Source organism: Sorangium sp. So ce128 (assembly GCF_051525245.1).
GTDB classification, from domain to species: domain Bacteria; phylum Myxococcota_A; class Polyangia; order Polyangiales; family Polyangiaceae; genus Sorangium; species Sorangium cellulosum_B.
This window is the reverse complement of record NZ_CP150313.1, coordinates 3,083,068-3,099,845: the sequence shown is the minus strand read 5'-3', so window position 1 is coordinate 3,099,845 and position 16,778 is coordinate 3,083,068. Positions and strand designations below refer to the sequence as shown.

Sequence of the window (16,778 nt, the reverse complement as noted above, 5' to 3'; positions counted from 1 at the left end):
CACCCCCTCGGGAGGCATAGACCCAACGCGGGCCCAACGAATAGACGTTTGCGGGACTGCGCCTGAGCAGCAGCGGCGGCGAGGTCCCGGCGCAATCCCGTAAACGCCTATTCGTCATGTCAACTCGGGCCAGACTTGGCAGTTTGGGCTTGACATTGAAGACTCGGCTTGGATTCCCTTCTCCCCGATAGCGGCCGGTGCCGTCCGTCCGATAGGGTGCCGCGCGTGGGGACCAGCGATGGGCTGGACACCCAACGAAGCTTTCAATTCACCTGTAACAGGGATGTGCCATGACCACGACGAAGACCAAGAGGCCGTTGAGCGGGAAAGCTGCCGAGCGCGTGAAGAAGCTCAGCGAGCACTTGTCGGGCGCGCGCGCCGGCTCCCGCGGGGCCCAGAGGCTGCAGAAGAACCGCGCGATGAACCCCCTTGTCGGGGTGGCCTTTCATGCCGCGGCGCGGCTCGAGGCGGGCTACGAGCTCAGCGATCTCGAGCGAATGCTCGTCGATGCCATCGGGCAAGCGGTCTCCCCGATAGGGATCGAGGCGTGGGGCAACGTGTACCGCGAGACCGAAGGCCCTCGGAAAAGAGAGTTCTTGCCCGACGTGATCGCCGAGTGGCCGCTCGACAAGCCCTACACCATGAAGGACCTGGCCGACTCTCTGCCGGCGCTGAAAAATGAGGTGACCTCCCAGCCCAACGTGCGCATCGTGGATGTCGCCAACCGATGAGGCGGACCCGGGCGAGGTGCTGAATGCGAACGAAATCTTCATTATCCAGCCGTTCAAGATGCAGACCATCCTAAGGTCAGGCGATACGGCCTTCGGACCCTCCGACGAGATCTTCTGGGGCATGGCCGCCGGGAGCGAGCTTGATAAATGGGACGACAGGTCCAGGGAGTTCGGGAGCTGCGACAACGGGGACTGGGACTGGTTCGACCCCAGCAATTTTGCCTTCCTCGGGCGGGTGAGCGACTCGCTCACGCTGTCCATCGACTGCTGAAAAAAAGATGCCGGAGCGATTTTCAATAATGTATCGCAGGCCCTGTTCACCGCAGCCGAGCATTTCGAGTACGAGATGACGGCTAGCACCCGAGTTCGGCTGGGCGGTCGTCCACGGCGGCGCGGCCGGGACCAAGTGGCAGCCGCCGGGATGGTGAGCGCGCTCCAGCGGGACGCCCTCGGGAGCGCTCGGAGGTGGTCGCGGGGCCGTTCCCCACGTTCGCGGGGCTCCTGGTCCCGAGCGGGCTCGCGCGGCCTGGGGAGCTCGCTGTGACCGAGCCCTCGCTTCGGGCGGCCGTGATCGCCTCTCTCGCCAGCACCCTGAGCCGCGCCGTCGCCCTGGCGCGATCCGTTCGCGGGGCTCGAAGCCCCGGAACCCGGGAGGTTCCGCGCTTCGATGCCACCGGATCGAAGCGTTGGCCGCTCGAGGTGCACGGTCGTTTCGAGCGCGGGACAAGTCCTGCGAGCCAGCCCGCACGTCACGAATCGCCGAGGTGGCTCCAACATGGCTCCTGGACACCGCAGAGCGCTGCGAAGGTGTTGTTCCTTGGAGATGCTGCCGTTCCTCGGACGACCTTCGGCCATCCTTCGCGCATGCTCTCGAGCGAAGAATCATTCTTCGTCGTGCAGAAACCGGCATGCACCAGGCGAATCCGGGCGCCGTCGTGGACTTTTGTGAGCGTCCACGTGACGACGGCCTCTCGAACAAATCGCGGAGCGACGCGCGCCCGCTCGGCTCACGAAGACGTACTCCTTTTGGATCTTCACCCAGGGGAGCTCGTGCCGCTCCGCGGAGAGCGGGTCACGTGCTCACACGCCGTCCGCCGGCAACGAAAGGTGTAACGCAGGGGCAGCGCCCCTGGGAGCAACAAATCTGTCGCGAATCCGGTGAGCGGCGGCGCGAGCACGACGACCTCGTACGAGGCGGACGACGCCGGGAGCGGAGGTGGGAGCGGCCTGCATCGTTGCGGGTCCCGCCGCGCTGATGAGCAGGCGGTCCGCACCATCAGCAGCGAGATCCAGATCCTGACCCCGGGTGAAGAGGGCGCGGGCAGCGCCCATCCATTCTGGAGAGCGCCCGGGTCGGGCGCTGCGTCAATGGAACGGATTGGGATTGCGCACGATCCATTTCATGCGCGTCCCGGGCGGGTGGTATTTGAGGACCACCGCTATCTGACGGGGGCGCGCCTCGGGGCGCCACGCCAGCCAGGCGACGTGCCCCCGCGTCGGCTCGCAGCGAAGGATGAGGTGATCGTCCTCGTGGCGATCCACGGTGCCCACGAAGGCACCAAAGCGGCCCGCTTTATCGTCCCTGACTTGATAGCTGTCGACCTCGTCCGTCGTCGTGTCGCAGGAGAGGAGCTCCTCAAAACCGAACACCACCTCGTGTTGAGACAGGTTGCTGAGCCGGATGAGGGCCTTGCCCTGCTCCCGGATCCGACGCTCCTCCTGCTGGTTGACCTCGACGCTGGCAGACTGCGCGAGGTGCTTCATCCGGGGCGTCATGGGGGCCACGAGGATGTCGCAGACGATGGGCAGGTGATCGCTGACGTACTTCCTGTAGATGTAGAAGGCCTGTGTCTTCGTGGGCAGCGCGCTGAGCGTGTCGCGCTGCGGATCCGTGGCGGGGAGATCGAAGTCTCCGAGGTTGTCCTCGATCCACGAGATCACGTCGACGACCGCGGCGTTGGCCACGTGCGCGCGCACGTCGTCACCGCGAAGGAAGCAGTTGTCGTAGGCGCTGCTCGTGTAGTTGGAGGTGACCGGGGTCGTCTGCTTCCACTTCGACTGGCCATGGATGCTGATGAGCGAGCTGGCCACGCCGCCGTCGATGAGCGGGACGAACCCTTTGCCCGTGAGATCCGTGTAGAGCTCGTTGGCGATCCCCTGCTGGCCGCTCGGCTTCGTCAAGCTCGGCGCCCAGTCCAGATTGAAATCGCCGATGACCAGGACGTCGGGCTCGTCGCCGAGCTTCGACCCTTTTCCCACGCCTCCCTCGAGCAGCTCGCGCATGGCCGCGGCGCGCAGCTTGATGCCGTCGAGGTTGTCGGCCCCGAACGGGGCGTGAAACGCGACCAGGTACAGCTTGTGGCTCACGTCGCGGTAAGGCAGCCAGAGCTCGACCGGGAGGAGATAGGGACAGCGCCCGTAGAAGCCGACGCTCTGGTCTTGAAAACCGAGGAGCGGGCCCGACTTGATGACGAGTTTGCCGTGGGATTTGTCGTGCTCGTCGGGGGCCCGCATCAAGAGGCGCGCGGCGGCAGCCTTGACGGAGACGAGCTTGCCTTGCATCCACTGACCCGTGGCGCTCGAGCCGAGCACCTCCGTCTCTTGCCGGAGGAGGATCGAATAGCTCTCCTGGCAGGTGCACCGGTAGAACGTGACCGCGTCGACCGCCTGGCGCAGGTTGGCGAGAGCGGTGGTGTAGGGGCCGCTCGGCTCACACCGAGCACAAGCGCCGGCGCCGAGATACTCGCCGCAGACGCAGCTCTTCAAGCGGAGGAAGAAGCGCCAGTTGTGCATCGCCGTGACGCCCGAGAGGTCCTGGCCCCAGGGGACGACCCCCTCCGACCAGTCATTCTGGATGAAGTAGAGATCGTAGTAGTCGCGGAGAGGAGCGGCGCCTTCCTCGGCGAGCGCGGCCCGCCATGCCACGGAGGGAGCGCCGCCGTCCCCCACGCAAAGGCCCTTCAAGAGCTTCGGGTGGAAGTTGTAGCTCGACGCGAACTTCGCGCGGTCGGCGTCCGGGATCCGAGCGTCGTCGTAGTGATGCGGGTCTTTCCCGAGCTTCGCGTCGCGCCTCTTCTTCAGCGACGCGAGGGTCTTCTCCTCTTTCTTCGTGAGCTTCCCGGTCCGCTCCTGCTCCATTCCCAGGAGCCGCTGCAACCGCTCTTGCTCCTTGACCGTGAGCCTCCCCTTCGTCGCGAGCTTCGTCGTGAGCCGGTCCTTCTGCCCCTGCTCCTTCTTCGGGAGCTTCCCCGCCTGCTGGCGTTTCTGCTCGATGGTGTTGATCCGGATGAGATCACGGATGTCACGACAGAGCGGCACCATGAACGCGTCGTACACGGCGATGACCTTGGGCGGGAGCCAGCGCTTGCCGGTCATCTCGCTGACGTTCTGCGCGTAGGTGAGCGGCTCGCCGCCGTCGATGGGAGCGTCATCCTGCTCGCCGAGGAGGGCCTCCTGGAACGTGATGTCGTCCGGCTCGTCGTCGTCCTCGTCTTCCTCCACGACGTCTTCTTCGTTGGCGATCTGCTTCCAGTCCGAGGTGCCGACGTGCCCGGTCTCGATAGCGTTCATGTTGACGTAGGAGTCGGCGCGGCTCTCGAGGAGGATGCAGGCGTCCGCGTCGAGGGCCTCGAGCACCCTGTTGATGACCTGGTTGACGAAGGGGGTCCCCAGGCTCTTGCCGGCCTCGAAGGTCTGCACGTTCCAGCTCACCATCGTGAAGACGGTGGGCGGGAGAGGCAGGTTGATCACCGTGGTGTGGTCGCTCGGATCCGAGAGGCTCCCGGCGCGCTTCTCGAGCACGTCCAGCGTGGCGTCGTGGTAGGCCGCGATCCTGGCGCGGCGGCGCTCGAGCAGCTCGGCGATGGTCAGCGGATTGGCCATGGATCACCCTCGATCGTGCAGGTTCCACAGCGCGGCGCGGACGTTGTTGTCGATCGCGCCGGTGGGCGCTTGCTTCACGATCTGCTGGAAGCGCCGCAACACCGCGCTCGCCTGGTCATCCATGGTGCCATCGGTGCGGCCGCAGGGCATGCCCAGGTTGTGCAGCCGCTGCTGGACGCCGGCGTCGCTCCGGAGGGGCAGGAGCGTCTCGAGGCGGAGCTCGATGGGCCGCGGCAAGCCGTCGATCGTCACGCGCACCACGCTGGTCGAGGCGGGCACCGCCACGTCGATGTAGCCGTTCACCGTGGGGCCGCTCAACGTGGGGAAATTCGGGATCTCGAGCAGATAACGGGCCTTGTCGAGAGGCTCGAACGCTACCTCGATCCGGAGGCGGAGCCGGGACATGGTGCCTTTGCGCACCAGCACGTAATGATGGCCGGGGACGACGTCGATCTGCTTCGGGCGCCGCGGCGGTACGTGGAGCTTGTCGCCGGGGTGGAGCGTGTTCCGGCTCTCGCGGGCGCCGCGGAGCGCCGCGTTGGGCTCGTAGCCCCAGAGGAACTCGGGGAGATGACCGAAGCGGAGCGCGAGCTTGTCAACGCCCTCACCGGGCTGCACCGTGTGCTCTCCGCCGCCGAGCTGCGCGTCCTCCGGCGGGCGCCAGTCCGGGGGCAGGTTGCTCGTGATGCTCCTCTCGGGCAGCCCTTCGCTGATCATGACGTCCCACGCGTCCTGGTCGATGCCCACGAGGGTCAAGCCGTGCGTCACGCTGTCGAGCCCCTCGAAGCGCGCCGGGCCGAACGCGGAGCTTGATAGGCGGTAGCGCGCCTGCCCTCTGGAGACCTCGATGAGATGATCGCCGAGGGGGCGCACGCCCTCTCCGATACGCTCGACGACGGTGACCTCGAGCGCCTGCTTGGTGACCGGAGGGCACGGGGTCGTCGTGCCCTGGAGGGACACGGTGCCAAAGCCGCCGGCCGAGATGTTCGCCTGGAAGAACGCTTGCGAGGTGGGGCCGCCGATGAAAGGGTTCATGTCGAGCCTGCGCGGGCCTGGGCGGTGGCCTTGAATTGCTGCTCGGTCACGCGGTTCTGCTCCTCGAGCGAGAGGCGCCGTCCCACCTCGTTCACCGCGAGGCGGAGGCGATGGGAGGTGGACGCGATCGAGGCGTCACGGAGCAGCTCTCCGATCCAAGCGTGCTGCGGCGTCGCCTCGAACTCCCATCCCAGGACCGCGCCGATGTTGGCATAGAGGCACAGGTCCTCCGGACTCTCGAGCCCGTGGGCGGTGGCGCGCGCGACCGCGGCGCGCAGCGAGGCCTGGAGCGCCGACGGGGATTGCGCCTCCGCGACCGCCGGGAAATGGCGCCGTACATGGGCTTCCAGCTCCCTCATGAAGCGCGCCTCGCGCGCCGCGGCCAGGGCCCGAAGCTGCTCCGCGCGAACGATCAACATGCCGCGAAAGATACTAGCTGGTCGCTCCGAACGCCGGCAAGCCGAAAACGCGCCCGAGCGCTAGTGCTTCGGGGGCGCGAAACGCTGCAACGCGCCGATGATCGCAATGGATGGCTCGTCCTCGCTTGTCACTGTGGCCAGACGAGCGACATCGCCAACGAGGCCAGCAGCACGGGTTCGATAGGCGGCAGCGCTGGTCCCGAGGGGACGGGGGGGTCACTTTTTCTGGAGGGATGACGATCGCCTAAAAGAATGTTCTGTCAACCCAGGGCAGGTCCCAGAGGTGGGGCCTGACGTCTCCGAAACGATTGGACTTCCTTCCATGGAACGCAGTGTCGTCCGCGTGCTTCGGACGGCGCCACCAGCCTGGTACGCCGCCTACCTCTCGCTGCTCGAAGCTGACCGCCTCAGGCGGGCGCGCGCGGCCGATGATCTCGTCGAACGCGGCGCGACTTCCGGCCTGGAACTCGAGCTTCGGCGCTGCGGCGAACATGGCACGCATCGCCTGCATGGCCTGCGTCCGACGAGCTGATTTCGTGCTTCATCACGGACAACGACAGGTCTGATCGCGCTGAGTTGCTTTCACCAGGTGATCAACGGGGAACGACGCACCCAGGCGTCGTCGAGCACCTGGTCCAAGACAAAGCTCGCAACATCTGCTCGCGATATGGTTCCGCCGTGGAAGCTGGAGAGATCCGTGAGCGCCCGGATCGTGTCGCGGCTGGGCTTGTCGTTGAGGACGGAGGGGCGAACGAGGATCCAGTCGAGCCCGCTATCTCTGACGATGGTCTCCTGGCGGTTCTTGTCGGCGTACACCTTGCGCAAGAGAAGCGGGAAAATCAGGTTATCGAAGAGGAAGCCGCCGTGCCCAGCGCTGTCGCCGGCGCCAATCCCTGTGATGCAGACCAGACGTGAGACTTGCTCGATCTTCATTGCGCTCACGAGCGCGCGCGTCGCGGACGAGAGGAGGGTCACCTCGCGGAATGGGCTGGCGGGTGTGCCGAGCGCGCTGACCACGGCGTCCCGGCCCTCGAGCGCCTGGCGCAGGACCCTCTCGTCGCGGGCATCTCCGACGATGAGCTTCGCCCCCTTGAGGTCACTCGCCTTCTCGGCAGAACGCACGAGCACGGTGACGTCGTACCCTCGCGCCGCCGCCTGGCGGACGATCAGGCGGCCGGTGGCGCCGGTCGCTCCAAGGACGAGTATCTTCGGTTGGGCAGTCCGGATGGTGTCGGTCACGGAGCTTTGCATGGTAGCTACCTCGGAAAGCGGGGCGCCTCCCAGGAGGCAGTCCCGTCGTTCATGTCCCTCGTGGTGCTCAGAGCCGGCCCTCCGCGAGCAGCTCGCGGGTGCGCTTCAGCGTTGACAGCAATGCGCTCTTGTAGCCCTTATCGCTGTTCATCCACTCCTGCTCGGCCTGCTCCTCGGGGCCGTTCGGCTCCTTGCCGCGCAGGCCGAGGTAGCAGTAGAAGCGGAGCTGGAGCGTGCCGTCGGCGTCCTCGAACAGCTCGTTGATGATGACGCCCTCGCGGGGACCGGTGGCCTGGAAGAAAGTGACCTTGCTCTGCGGCTCGAACGTGATGATCTCGCGCAGGTCGCCGCCTGCGATCGTGGCTTCACGCACGATGTGAGAACCGCTCTCCTCGACGACGTCGCAACGGGTGCAGAGGCCGGGCGGGAGGAACAGGCGGGCGTCGCGGGCCTTGAGGACCAGGCCCTCCCATGCCTGCGCGCGGGTCAGCTCGGTCTCGCCTTCCGGGTTCACAGGGACGGTGGCGGTCGAATAGATCATGATGATATTCCTTGTCGTGAGTGTCGAGCATCGCTCGGCCGTCAGTGCGGCACGTTCACGTAGCGGTCGCTGTGGATCACCGACAGGTAGACGATCCGCTCGATGCCGGCCTCGCGGGCGAGGTTGAGGGCGATCAGGGCCTGGGTGAATTCGTCAGGCACCACGGCGTTGAGCAGGGAGAGCGTGGAGACGCCCGAGAAGGCGCTCCGCAGCGGGTCGACGTCGAGCAGGTCGCCCTGCGCGACGGCGACGCCCGCCGGGAAGTTGGCTTTGGCGGGATCGCGGACGAGAGCGCGCACGTCGGCGCCGCGCTTCGCGAGCTGTTCGACAACTTGGCGGCCGACCGTGCCGGTCGCGCCGGTAACGAGGATGGACATGGGGATCACTCTGGTTGGGGTCAAAAGACACCCTGTAAATTAGTGGTTTACATTCACGCCGATAGACGTTATTCTGGGACAGACCGTCTCACCGGTGGAACGCATGGATCTGCTTGCTCTCGCTGATTTCAGCCTCGTCGCCCGACACGGAGGCTTCGGACGAGCCGCACGCGCCGCGGGGCGCCCGAAAGCGACCCTGTCCCGCCGGGTCGCGGAGCTGGAGGCCGCCCTCGACCTGCGTCTCTTCGAGCGCGGGGGGCGCACGCTGAAGCTCACCGAGGAAGGACGGGCGCTCTTCGAGCGAACGGGGGCATTGCTTACCGAGCTCGACGAGACTGCGGCGGCGATCGCCTCGGGTGGGGATCGGCCGCGAGGCAAGTTACGAATCAGCGCGCCTTTGCTCTTCTCGCAGGCCGCGATGGGCAAGCTTGCGGCCGGGTTCGCGCTGAAATATCCGGAGGTCCGGCTTGAGGTCACGACGGAAGATCGGACCGTCGACATGGTGGAGGAAGGTTACGACCTGGTGATCCGGGTCAATCCGGATCCGGATGAAAGCCTTGTCGGACGAATCTTGCTGCGCGATCGGCTGGTGGTCGTCGCGAGCCCGGGCCTCGCTCGACCGGCGGACAACCTCGCTGTTCCGGCTGTAGTGCGGGGGGCAGGCGACCGGACTGCATCCTGGGATGTCGTGGCGCCAGCCGGAAGATCGCGCATCGTGGTTGATCCAGTCCTGCGCTTATCGTCGCTCTTCATGGTCCGCGATGCCGTCCGAGCGGGCGTCGGCGCCGGGCGCCTCCCCATTTCACTTGTAAGTCGCGATCTGGCCGCTGGAACTCTGGTGCATTGGGGCGATGTCGACGGCCCAGACATCGCCGTGTGGACGCTCTATCCGTCCCGGCGGCTGCTGAGCGCTCGTGTGTCCGCCTTCCTCGACTATTTGAAGGAAGCGTTTCCCATGGGAAAGCCTGACGAGCTGGCGGCCTATCTCGGGGCATAAGGCGGCTAACCCCGCCGCCTTCTACGCTACGGCACGTACTTCCACTGCGATCCACGGCAGCCTCTTTTCCAGAGCGAGGCGCCCGCGCCAGATCGACTTGCCGGAGGGTGAGCATGGCGCGGGCGAGAAGCGCTGGAGCAGCCGCCGGAGGCCGGTCTCGTCGAGCTGCCCGAGGGCGCCCTCGATCGGCATGCGCGCTCGTACGAGCGCGCCCTCCCGCCGGGCGATGCGCTCCGGGTGCAGCCGGGCCCGCGTCTGGCGCAACACCTGCTGGCGATCGCGCATGGGCGGCGACGATACCCCGGAGCGGCTCCCGTCGGCCGCCTCGCGCGAACGAGCGTCGCCCTGGCCGGGCGAGGCACTCTGAGCGATCATGCCCTCGTGGAAGCCCTGCTCCTCTCCGCGCTGGGGGTCGCGCTGGCGCTCGGCCTCGGCGGGGCCGGGCTTCGATGGGCGCTGCGGCGCGCCGGGCGAGAGCGCCTGCGCCGGGCGTGCGTCGAATCGATCGCGCAGCTGCGGCCAGCCCGCTTTGCCGCCGCGAGGGGCCGAGCGATGCCCGTCGGCGAGCCGCTCGTTTCGCCCTTCAGCGGGCGCCCGTGCGTCGCCTTCCGGATCGTACGCTGGCGGCAGGAGCGCAAGGGCGGCTTCGGCCTCAACAACCTGGGCTTCGTCTGGGTCGTCGACGACGACGCCGAGTGGGCCCCCGACTTCGCCCTCGACGACGGCACGGGCCAGGCGCTCGTCCGCCCGAGCGGCCACGTGCGCTTCGACCTCGCGGACGCCGAACCGCCCCCGGACGCCGCCGACCACGTCGACGCCTTTCGCAAGCGCTACGGCCTCGAGCGCGCGTCGTTCTTCGCCGGCTTTCACGGCGCGGTGCGCTATCGGGAGACGGTCATCGAGGTGGGGCAGCCCGTGCTCGTCGCGGGCACCGCCGCCGTCTCCATCGGGCTCGACGCGAACGACGAGCGGGACGGCCATCGCGCGTCGCCGCCGCCGATCGAGCTTCGGCCCGACGACGAGCCGCTCTACATCGGCGACGGCCGACGACCGGACGCGTGATCCCCGATGTCCACCGCGGTTGACGACCTCGCGCACGGGAGCGCCCGCGTCACGCGCGCAGGTCGACGGCTTCCCCGTCCGCCTCCACCTCGGCGCGGCGACCGTTGACGACGGGCAGGACCGATACAGATCGAGCTCGAAGAGCGGGAGCAGCCGGCCAGGGATGCCGGCAGAGCCCTTCTCGCCCACGCGCCGCGCGCCGCAGGCCTCGTGGAACCGCCGGCATTCTAGCGACGGGCTCCTGATCTCGCGATGGCCTTCCGAGGAGCGAGCGCCTGTCGGCTACAGGCCGCGTCGTGTGACGTCCTGAGCCGGAGGGACGCTCAGCCCTTCCCGCTCGTCGTCCCAGGCAACCGCGCTGATCTTCCAGCCGGCGGGCGTCTTGACCAGCTGGATGGACTTCGTGCCCTTCGCCTCGAAGCGCTGCCCCGAGAGCAGCCCGGACTTGCGATAAACACAGAAGCGCTGCGCGATGTTCCCGAAGAGGTCCGTCCTCCCCCAGACCTCCTCCTCGGAGAAATCGACCAGCTCCCCGCTCGTCAAGAGCTTCTCCCTGGGCTCGATGAACGAGCGCAGGTCGTAGATGGTCGGTTGTTCTCCGCAGGTCTTGATGATCACGCCCTCCGCGAGGAAGAGCGCGCGCAGCGCGTCGAGGTCCGGTCGGACTCCACCCTTGTTTCCAAAGGCCTGAAAGAACGCGTGTACGACGGCGTCGATGGCGCGCTCGTCCTCGCTGCGGGTCATGGCAAGCCGGCCTCCATCAAGGGGTCTTCAGAGGATAGCCCGCGCAAAGGCATGCCGATCTGTCAAGAGTTTCCCGCCAACGACCGGCAGTTGACATAACGTACAACAGCGGCTCCAACGCCGTGGCGCTCGCGACCGGCGACGTGAACGATGATCGACGACACCCGAGGCCTCGCTTCGATCGCGTGCTCGGATCGTCACGTGACGGATACCGGCCCGGGGGGGCCTCGGAGGACGCGCCGGCTACGGCGCCTCGACCACCGTGCGCGACTCCTTCGCCTGGATCACGTCGGGGAGCAGGAACGGCACCAGGCGCGTCTGGTTCTTTCGCCAGAGCTCCGCCTGATCGCGGAAATGTGGGCTCTCGGCGTCCCAGACATTGCCTCCTGGAATGGCGTTCCACGCCTTCGGCCCCGCCGGGTCGAGCTCCACGACGAGCCGTTGCGACGGGCCGTGGACGTACCGGAAATCCGGTGATTCGTCGAGCGCCCACGAGAGGCGATAATCCGAGGAGTCCACCGCGAACTCGTCGCCGCCGCGCGGAAAGCCGCCGCTCCAGAGGGGATCGCTCGTCGGAGGGATGCTGAGGCTGCTGAAGCGGGGGACGAGCGCGTCGAAGGTGACCGTGTGAAAGGCGCCCCAGCGAGGCGCCGCAGCCCCGGAGCCGCCCTGTCGATCGAGCCAGGCGAGGGCGTCGAGCAGGGCGCGCAGCACGCGCTCGTCCCTGGACTCGACCGCTGGCGTGCCCATGTCGTCCCACAGCGTGCTGTCCTGCACGGCCGGATCGAAGGTGGCGAGCTGCTCCCGATCGGCGGAGAACAGGTGGAGGAGCGCCTTCGCCGACAGCTCCCGGGAGAACGACGAGAAGCCCATCTGGCCGAGCTCGTCGCCCAGCACCCGGCGCACCACCCGGACGAGCCAGAGGTTGAAGACCAAGGTCGCCTCCGAGGCGCGGGCGTCGATCGCGCCGGGGCCATCGCCCTCGTCCGCGAGCGGCATGGCGGTATCGAGATCGATGCCGGCGGCCGCCTTGTAGTCCGCCTCCCTGCCCCAGCCGTCGAGGAGCGCCCGCAGGGCGGCGAGGCGCTGCAGGTCGTCGGCTGTGGCGTCCGCGACGAGCGCGCTCAGATCGGCGTGAGTACCGGGCGTCGCGCGCTCCTCGTCGGCGCGGTCCACGGCGCGGAGGAGGTGGGGCACGAGCCTCGCGCCGAGCGCCGACTTGATGTCGCCCTGGATCGCCGCGCAATCCTCCGGCGACAGAGGTCCCTCGTGGGCATCGATCCGCTCCTGGATGCGGCCCTCGCGAAACCCGATGTCGAAGCTGCAACCCAGGTACATGGGGGTGCCGTCGGGGAGCGCGCCGTTCGATGGATCGTTGTCCAGGGAGTCCCCGATGGGGTCGTTGTTCGCCGTGGCGATGTATCCCGCCGGCGGGTTCTTCGCCCGGGGGATGAGGTGCTCGGGGAGCGTCCCGGTCCACTCCGCGGTCCCGTCGCCGGGGAGCACCATGCAGGGGAGGACGCCCGTATAGGTGGCCGCGTCCCAGGCGAACGCCTCGCGAGACCGCGTCGGGATCGCCGCGTGCGTCGTCCAGAGGATGTCGCCCGCGGCGTCGCCCATCACCCAGTTCTGCGCGCCGACGCTGAATTTCGAGAGCGACTCCTCCGCATCATCGACCGAGCGAGCGCGCAGCAGGCCGAAGATGGCCTCCAGCTCCTTCGTCGGCTCAAGCCCCGTCCAGCGGACGCTGAGCGCCCCCACGGCCGGGTCCGGATCCACCACCGCGTGGTCGACGATGGTCGGCAGGAGCGGGCCGTGATGGGGCACGATCGGGACACGGTAGGTATAGGGCTCCCTGCCGGCGATCGCGATGACCTCCTCGACCGTCTGGAGGGGCACTGGATTGCCCTTGAAGAGCACGGCCTTGCCGTCGGGCGTGAGCTTCTCGGCATAGACATCGGTGACATCGTACATCGCGACCGTCGCTCCCCACCCGACGTGCTCGTTGTGGCCCAGGATGATCCCCGGAATCCCGGGGAAGGTGACGCCCCCGACGTGAACATCGCGGCTCGCGTCCTTGCCCTCGGGCGCGGTGACATGGATCGAGACGGCATACCAGACGGCCGGCGCGCTCAGCGACAGGTGGGGATCGCTGGCCACGAGCGCGTGCCCCGTCGCGCTCCGGCTCGCGTGGATGGCCCAGTTGTTCGAGCCGAAGCCCTCCGGGGCGACCTTGCTCCTGGCGCGCTGGACCGCGCTCAGGTAGCCGGTCAGCGACGAAATGAGCTTCGCGCGGCCCGGCGCGGCGCGGCCCGGTCGCCCTGCGCGAGACGCTCTCTTCGCCGCCTTGCCCTCCGCCGTTTGCGCCTTCTCCCGCGCCGGGGAGGCGGAATAGCCGCTGCTGGTCACCGCGGGCTCGGAGGGGGCGAACCTCAGGAAGTCCCGCTCGAAGCCGGCGCGCTTCTGCGCGAGCGGATCGGCGCTGCTCGACGCGAACGTCGTCCGGGCGGCGTCGAAGAACTGCTGCATGGTGATGTCCAGCTCGGCGTCGAACGACAGGAGGTAGCTCTGGAAGCGGCTGATCACGAGCGAGTCGGCGCCGCTCCAGTCGGTGAACGCCTTGACGGGTATCCCCGTCGCGCCTTCGGGGAGGAGGATGTCCCCGGAGCGGATCTTTTTGAACACCTGGGTCACCCCGTCCGCGTACGCGTCGAGCATCTGGCGGAGCTCCCCCTCGGGGAGCGCGTCGTACTGGGCCCTGGCGATCCGACCGAGCCCGACATGGCGGAGAGCGATGTCCTGATCGATGGTGGTGGGATCGAGATCGCCGAAGAGCTCTGCGAGCCTCCCCTCGGCGGTGCGCCGCAAGATCTCGAGCTGAAGCGCGCGGTCGCGCGCCGTCAGATACCCTTCGACGCGCATCGCGTCCACGAGGTTCCCGGCATAGATATGGGGCCTACCGTCCCTGTCCTGGACGACATCGACGGCAGAGAGCAGGCCGTCGATGGTGAGCCGCCCGTCGACGGGCAGATCCGGCCGATCGCCGAGCGGACCGAACGTCGCGGAGGAGGGCGGGCTGCCGTCGGGCGCGCCCGCGTCGGGATCGCCGGGCGCGCCCGCGTCGGGCGCGCTGCTGCCGGGACCAGGGTCGTCCGAGCACCCGACCATGCCCGTGAGCCCGGTGACCAAGGCGAGGACGCAATGTGCCGAAGATAATGACAGTCGCATGAACGCTCCTTGGTGGGATGGAAGCGAGCCACCGCGGCGGTGTCGCCGCGCGACGCGGTGGCTGGAACAGCACGTCGTCAAGCGAGGTAGGGTTCGGAGCTCCTTTCGCGGCAACATGGGCCTGGGCACGACCGGCAAGGGGGAGCGTGCCTTGGCGCGGTGTCTGGGCCAGCATGACACGCAGACGCCGCCGCGGCCCTTACCGGACCGCCGCCGCGCCAAGGCGTCTGAATCTTACCTTGGTCCCCCGGGTCGCTGGAGCCGTCCGATCTCGATCTCGAGCGCGGCGCCGTGGGGCTCGACGAAAACAAGACGGATGACCCACGCGCGTGGGCACTCTCACCCGACGTCGTGCGCGCGCTTCACGGGCGCTCCGCTCCGGGCCGGCGGCGGCCCCGATCGCGGATCAGGCGACGGAGGACGCCGGCCGGCGGCCGGGCGCGTTCCCGGGTGTGGCGCCGAAGCGCGTCGTCACCAGGTAGTCGCACCAGCGCTCCACGCTGGTGTGGATCGGCGGCATCACCAGGCCGACCGCGCGGGCGTGGGCGTCGGCCGCGCTGGTGTCATACGCATCCTCGGCGAGGAACGACAGGCTCTCTCGCGTCACCCCGGTGAGCGCCTCCGGCAGCAGGCGCACCAGGCCGAGGGGCAGCACCCACGCCGGGGGGCTGCGCCTCAGGTGGGCGGCGATGCCGCGGACCAGCGCGGGCAGCCGCGGAGTCGCCTGGTCGAGGACGCAGAGGTCCTGTTCCGCGGTCTCCGGGCGCTCGGGCACGCTCGCCAGGAAGCGCGCCAGGTAGTCGACCGTCACCAGGGGCAGGAAGGTGCGCTCGCTGCCGACCAGGGCCGGCAGGCGGCCCCGCCAGAGCTGCTCGACCATCTCGCCGACGCCCGTGAGCTGCGTGGTCTCGCCGGTGCGCGAGTCGCCGATGACGCTGCTCGGATGCACGGCCGTCCAGCGCAGCCCGCGCTCGGCCGCGAAGCGGCGCACGGCGAGGAACGACTCGTGCTTCGACCCCTCGTACGCGCCGTGCTGGCGGTAGAGCCGGTCCCGCGCTCGCTCGGTCAGCACGCTCTCCGCGCCCGGCCGGGCGCTCGCGTGCATCATGCGGTAGCCGCCGAGGTAGACGAAGCGTCGCAGGTGGGGCTGCCCGAGCGCCCACTCGGCCGCGTGCAGCGAGCCCTCGACATTGCAGCGCCGCGCCTCCTGCACGCCGAGCCCGAAGGCGAAGCGCGCCGCCAGGTGATAGACGTCGCGCACCTGCTCGAAGCGCTCCGACAGACCGAGCGACGCCGCCTCGACATCACCCTCGACCACCAGGAGTCGCCGCGAATCGCCGCCGTGCGCGTCGACGAACGCGGAAAGCTCGGCGGCCCGCTGCCGCGCCCGGCGCACCGGCGCCGCCACGGCCTTCGTCCGGGTCAGCTCGGCCAGCAGCCAGCGCCCGATGAATCCCGTACCCCCCGTCACCATGACCTCGACATCGCACGATCTCATAGGCCGCCCAGCATGCGTCGCTGGACCCATGAGGAAAATGGGATCTATCTCATGCCAGGCATGAGCGAGATCGAACGATGGAGCATCAACCTGAACCCCCTCCCCGCCCTCGAGGCGCTGCTCGTTCTCTGCACGATCCCGAGCAGCGTCGCCCAGCGCGCCCGCGAGCTCTTCGGGCTTCGGGTGTTCGCGCCCCCTTCGAGCTGCCCGCCGCCCAGGTCGTCGCCGTGTGGTCGCAGCGCCACGACGACGACCCGGCGCAGCGCTGGTTCCGCGACCTCTTCTTCTCGGGCCGCGCCCTCTCGCCGCCCCTGCGGGCCCTGGTCCGAAGGAGCGCGGCTTGATCCGGGGATGTGCCGGCCTCCGCCTGCTTTCCGGCGGGGACCGGTCGACTACGCGATACGGCAGGCCTCTTCGAAATCGAGGCGAGGATTGCGCGGGTAGAGCTTCGCCGGATCGCCGTGGCCCAGGTTGATGAGGAGGATCGATCTCCACGGCACGTCGGCGAAGAACGCGGCGTCGACCTTCTCCCGGTCGAAGCCGCCCATCGGCCCGCAGTCGAGCCCGAGCGCGCGGGCCGCGAGGATCAGGTAGCCGGCCTGGAGCGAGGCGTTCTGGAGGAGAAAGAAGTCGCGCTGCTCCGGCGGCATCCCGGCGAGGGCCTCGCCCATCGTCGGGCGCGCCGGGAAGAGCTTCGGCATCTTCTCGTGAAAGCGCGTGTCGTAAGCGATGATCGCGGTGACGGGCGCGCTCATGGTCTTCTCGACGTTGCCCTCCGCGAGGCAGGGGCGCAGGCGCTCCTTGGCCTCAGGGCTCTTCACGAAGACGAGCCGCGCCGGCACGCTGTTGGCCGCGGTCGGGCCGAGGCGCAGGGCCTCGTAGAGGCGGTGCAGGGTCGCGTCGTCGATGGGCTCGGCGAGCCAGCCGTTGTGGGTGCGGGCTTCGAGGAGGACTTGCTGGAGGAGTTGGTCGCTCATGATGCTTGCTCGGTGGTACGTGGGTGAGGTGGGGCG

General features: G+C 68.4%; 15 protein-coding genes and 1 pseudogene. 5 read left to right on the top strand and 11 right to left on the bottom strand.

What is annotated here, in order from left to right; genetic code table 11:
- The first annotated feature begins 290 nt into the window (after positions 1-290).
- Both WME82_RS12085 and WME82_RS12080 read left to right on the top strand, forming a co-directional pair.
- On the top strand, positions 291-731 hold the full coding sequence (locus WME82_RS12085) for a hypothetical protein (protein WP_438042959.1): 441 nt from the start codon (positions 291-293) through the stop codon (positions 729-731).
- Between the two features lie 58 nt (positions 732-789).
- Positions 790-1,002, top strand: a complete 213-nt coding sequence (locus WME82_RS12080; RefSeq protein WP_438042958.1) for a hypothetical protein — start codon at positions 790-792, stop codon at positions 1,000-1,002.
- 1,094 nt (positions 1,003-2,096) lie between these two features.
- Here WME82_RS12080 and WME82_RS12075 read toward each other — a convergent pair.
- Genes WME82_RS12075 through WME82_RS12065 form a run of 3 tightly spaced genes read right to left on the bottom strand, consistent with a single transcriptional unit; the run spans position 2,097 to position 6,067 of the window.
- The gene (locus WME82_RS12075; protein WP_438042957.1) at positions 2,097-4,613 is read right to left on the bottom strand and encodes a hypothetical protein; all 2,517 of its coding nucleotides are present in this window, start codon (positions 4,611-4,613) and stop codon (positions 2,097-2,099) included.
- Between the two features lie 3 nt (positions 4,614-4,616).
- Entirely contained in the window at positions 4,617-5,648 is a 1,032-nt protein-coding gene (locus tag WME82_RS12070) for a peptidoglycan-binding domain-containing protein (RefSeq protein WP_438042956.1), read from the bottom strand.
- Complete coding sequence (locus WME82_RS12065) at positions 5,645-6,067, bottom strand: hypothetical protein (protein ID WP_438042955.1); 423 nt, start codon at positions 6,065-6,067, stop codon at positions 5,645-5,647. The genes WME82_RS12070 and WME82_RS12065 overlap by 4 nt, the downstream gene beginning before the upstream one ends.
- A gap of 322 nt (positions 6,068-6,389) precedes the next feature.
- On the opposite strand from WME82_RS12065, the gene WME82_RS12060 reads away from it, so the two are divergent.
- A complete protein-coding gene (locus WME82_RS12060) occupies positions 6,390-6,599 on the top strand; it encodes a hypothetical protein (RefSeq protein WP_438042954.1) in 210 nt (69 codons plus the stop codon).
- A 50-nt stretch (positions 6,600-6,649) separates the two neighbouring features.
- Here WME82_RS12060 and WME82_RS12055 read toward each other — a convergent pair whose 3' ends face one another.
- The 3 genes and pseudogenes from WME82_RS12055 to WME82_RS12045 all read right to left on the bottom strand — a co-directional run.
- Positions 6,650-7,318 (bottom strand): NAD(P)-dependent oxidoreductase, encoded by a 669-nt coding sequence (locus WME82_RS12055; protein WP_438042953.1) that lies wholly within the window; start codon positions 7,316-7,318, stop codon positions 6,650-6,652.
- A 67-nt stretch (positions 7,319-7,385) separates the two neighbouring features.
- The gene (locus WME82_RS12050; protein ID WP_438042952.1) at positions 7,386-7,859 is read right to left on the bottom strand and encodes an SRPBCC family protein; all 474 of its coding nucleotides are present in this window, start codon (positions 7,857-7,859) and stop codon (positions 7,386-7,388) included.
- A 44-nt stretch (positions 7,860-7,903) separates the two neighbouring features.
- Positions 7,904-8,236, bottom strand: a pseudogene (locus WME82_RS12045) (SDR family oxidoreductase); the annotation flags it as partial.
- A gap of 103 nt (positions 8,237-8,339) precedes the next feature.
- Between WME82_RS12045 and WME82_RS12040 the strand changes: the two are divergent.
- Positions 8,340-9,233 (top strand): LysR family transcriptional regulator, encoded by an 894-nt coding sequence (locus WME82_RS12040; RefSeq protein ID WP_438042951.1) that lies wholly within the window; start codon positions 8,340-8,342, stop codon positions 9,231-9,233.
- 21 nt (positions 9,234-9,254) lie between these two features.
- Here WME82_RS12040 and WME82_RS12035 read toward each other — a convergent pair whose 3' ends face one another.
- Complete coding sequence (locus tag WME82_RS12035) at positions 9,255-9,608, bottom strand: hypothetical protein (protein ID WP_438042950.1); 354 nt, start codon at positions 9,606-9,608, stop codon at positions 9,255-9,257.
- 6 nt (positions 9,609-9,614) lie between these two features.
- Here WME82_RS12035 and WME82_RS12030 point away from each other — a divergent pair, with 6 nt between their 5' ends.
- Positions 9,615-10,295 carry a hypothetical protein gene (locus tag WME82_RS12030; protein ID WP_438042949.1) on the top strand — a complete coding sequence of 227 codons (681 nt, stop codon included), beginning with the start codon at positions 9,615-9,617 and terminating at the stop codon, positions 10,293-10,295.
- 282 nt (positions 10,296-10,577) lie between these two features.
- Here WME82_RS12030 and WME82_RS12025 read toward each other — a convergent pair whose 3' ends face one another.
- The 4 genes from WME82_RS12025 to WME82_RS12010 all read right to left on the bottom strand — a co-directional run bounded on the left by WME82_RS12025 (position 10,578) and on the right by WME82_RS12010 (position 16,742).
- Positions 10,578-11,039, bottom strand: coding sequence for a DUF4440 domain-containing protein (locus tag WME82_RS12025; RefSeq protein ID WP_438042948.1), 462 nt, complete (start codon positions 11,037-11,039; stop codon positions 10,578-10,580).
- Between the two features lie 243 nt (positions 11,040-11,282).
- The gene (locus tag WME82_RS12020) at positions 11,283-14,267 is read right to left on the bottom strand and encodes a penicillin acylase family protein (RefSeq protein ID WP_438042947.1); all 2,985 of its coding nucleotides are present in this window, start codon (positions 14,265-14,267) and stop codon (positions 11,283-11,285) included.
- Between the two features lie 406 nt (positions 14,268-14,673).
- Complete coding sequence (locus WME82_RS12015; RefSeq protein WP_438042946.1) at positions 14,674-15,765, bottom strand: SDR family oxidoreductase; 1,092 nt, start codon at positions 15,763-15,765, stop codon at positions 14,674-14,676.
- A 392-nt stretch (positions 15,766-16,157) separates the two neighbouring features.
- Positions 16,158-16,742, bottom strand: coding sequence for a malonic semialdehyde reductase (locus WME82_RS12010; RefSeq protein ID WP_438042945.1), 585 nt, complete (start codon positions 16,740-16,742; stop codon positions 16,158-16,160).
- Positions 16,743-16,778 lie beyond the last annotated feature (36 nt).

Bases quoted from the DNA above. Each gene is read 5' to 3' on its own strand.
- WME82_RS12050 (WP_438042952.1), bottom strand. From the start codon at position 7,859: ATGATCTATTCGACCGCCACCGTCCCTGTGAACCCGGAAGGCGAGACC.
- WME82_RS12075 (WP_438042957.1), bottom strand. From the start codon at position 4,613: ATGGCCAATCCGCTGACCATCGCCGAGCTGCTCGAGCGCCGCCGCGCC.
- WME82_RS12080 (WP_438042958.1), top strand. From the start codon at position 790: ATGCAGACCATCCTAAGGTCAGGCGATACGGCCTTCGGACCCTCCGAC.
- WME82_RS12015 (WP_438042946.1), bottom strand. From the start codon at position 15,765: ATGAGATCGTGCGATGTCGAGGTCATGGTGACGGGGGGTACGGGATTC.
- WME82_RS12070 (WP_438042956.1), bottom strand. From the start codon at position 5,648: ATGAACCCTTTCATCGGCGGCCCCACCTCGCAAGCGTTCTTCCAGGCG.
- WME82_RS12010 (WP_438042945.1), bottom strand. From the start codon at position 16,742: ATGAGCGACCAACTCCTCCAGCAAGTCCTCCTCGAAGCCCGCACCCAC.
- WME82_RS12025 (WP_438042948.1), bottom strand. From the start codon at position 11,039: ATGACCCGCAGCGAGGACGAGCGCGCCATCGACGCCGTCGTACACGCG.
- WME82_RS12065 (WP_438042955.1), bottom strand. From the start codon at position 6,067: ATGTTGATCGTTCGCGCGGAGCAGCTTCGGGCCCTGGCCGCGGCGCGC.
- WME82_RS12055 (WP_438042953.1), bottom strand. From the start codon at position 7,318: ATGCAAAGCTCCGTGACCGACACCATCCGGACTGCCCAACCGAAGATA.
- WME82_RS12085 (WP_438042959.1), top strand. From the start codon at position 291: ATGACCACGACGAAGACCAAGAGGCCGTTGAGCGGGAAAGCTGCCGAG.
- WME82_RS12060 (WP_438042954.1), top strand. From the start codon at position 6,390: ATGGAACGCAGTGTCGTCCGCGTGCTTCGGACGGCGCCACCAGCCTGG.
- WME82_RS12040 (WP_438042951.1), top strand. From the start codon at position 8,340: ATGGATCTGCTTGCTCTCGCTGATTTCAGCCTCGTCGCCCGACACGGA.
- WME82_RS12020 (WP_438042947.1), bottom strand. From the start codon at position 14,267: ATGCGACTGTCATTATCTTCGGCACATTGCGTCCTCGCCTTGGTCACC.
- WME82_RS12035 (WP_438042950.1), bottom strand. From the start codon at position 9,608: ATGATCGCTCAGAGTGCCTCGCCCGGCCAGGGCGACGCTCGTTCGCGC.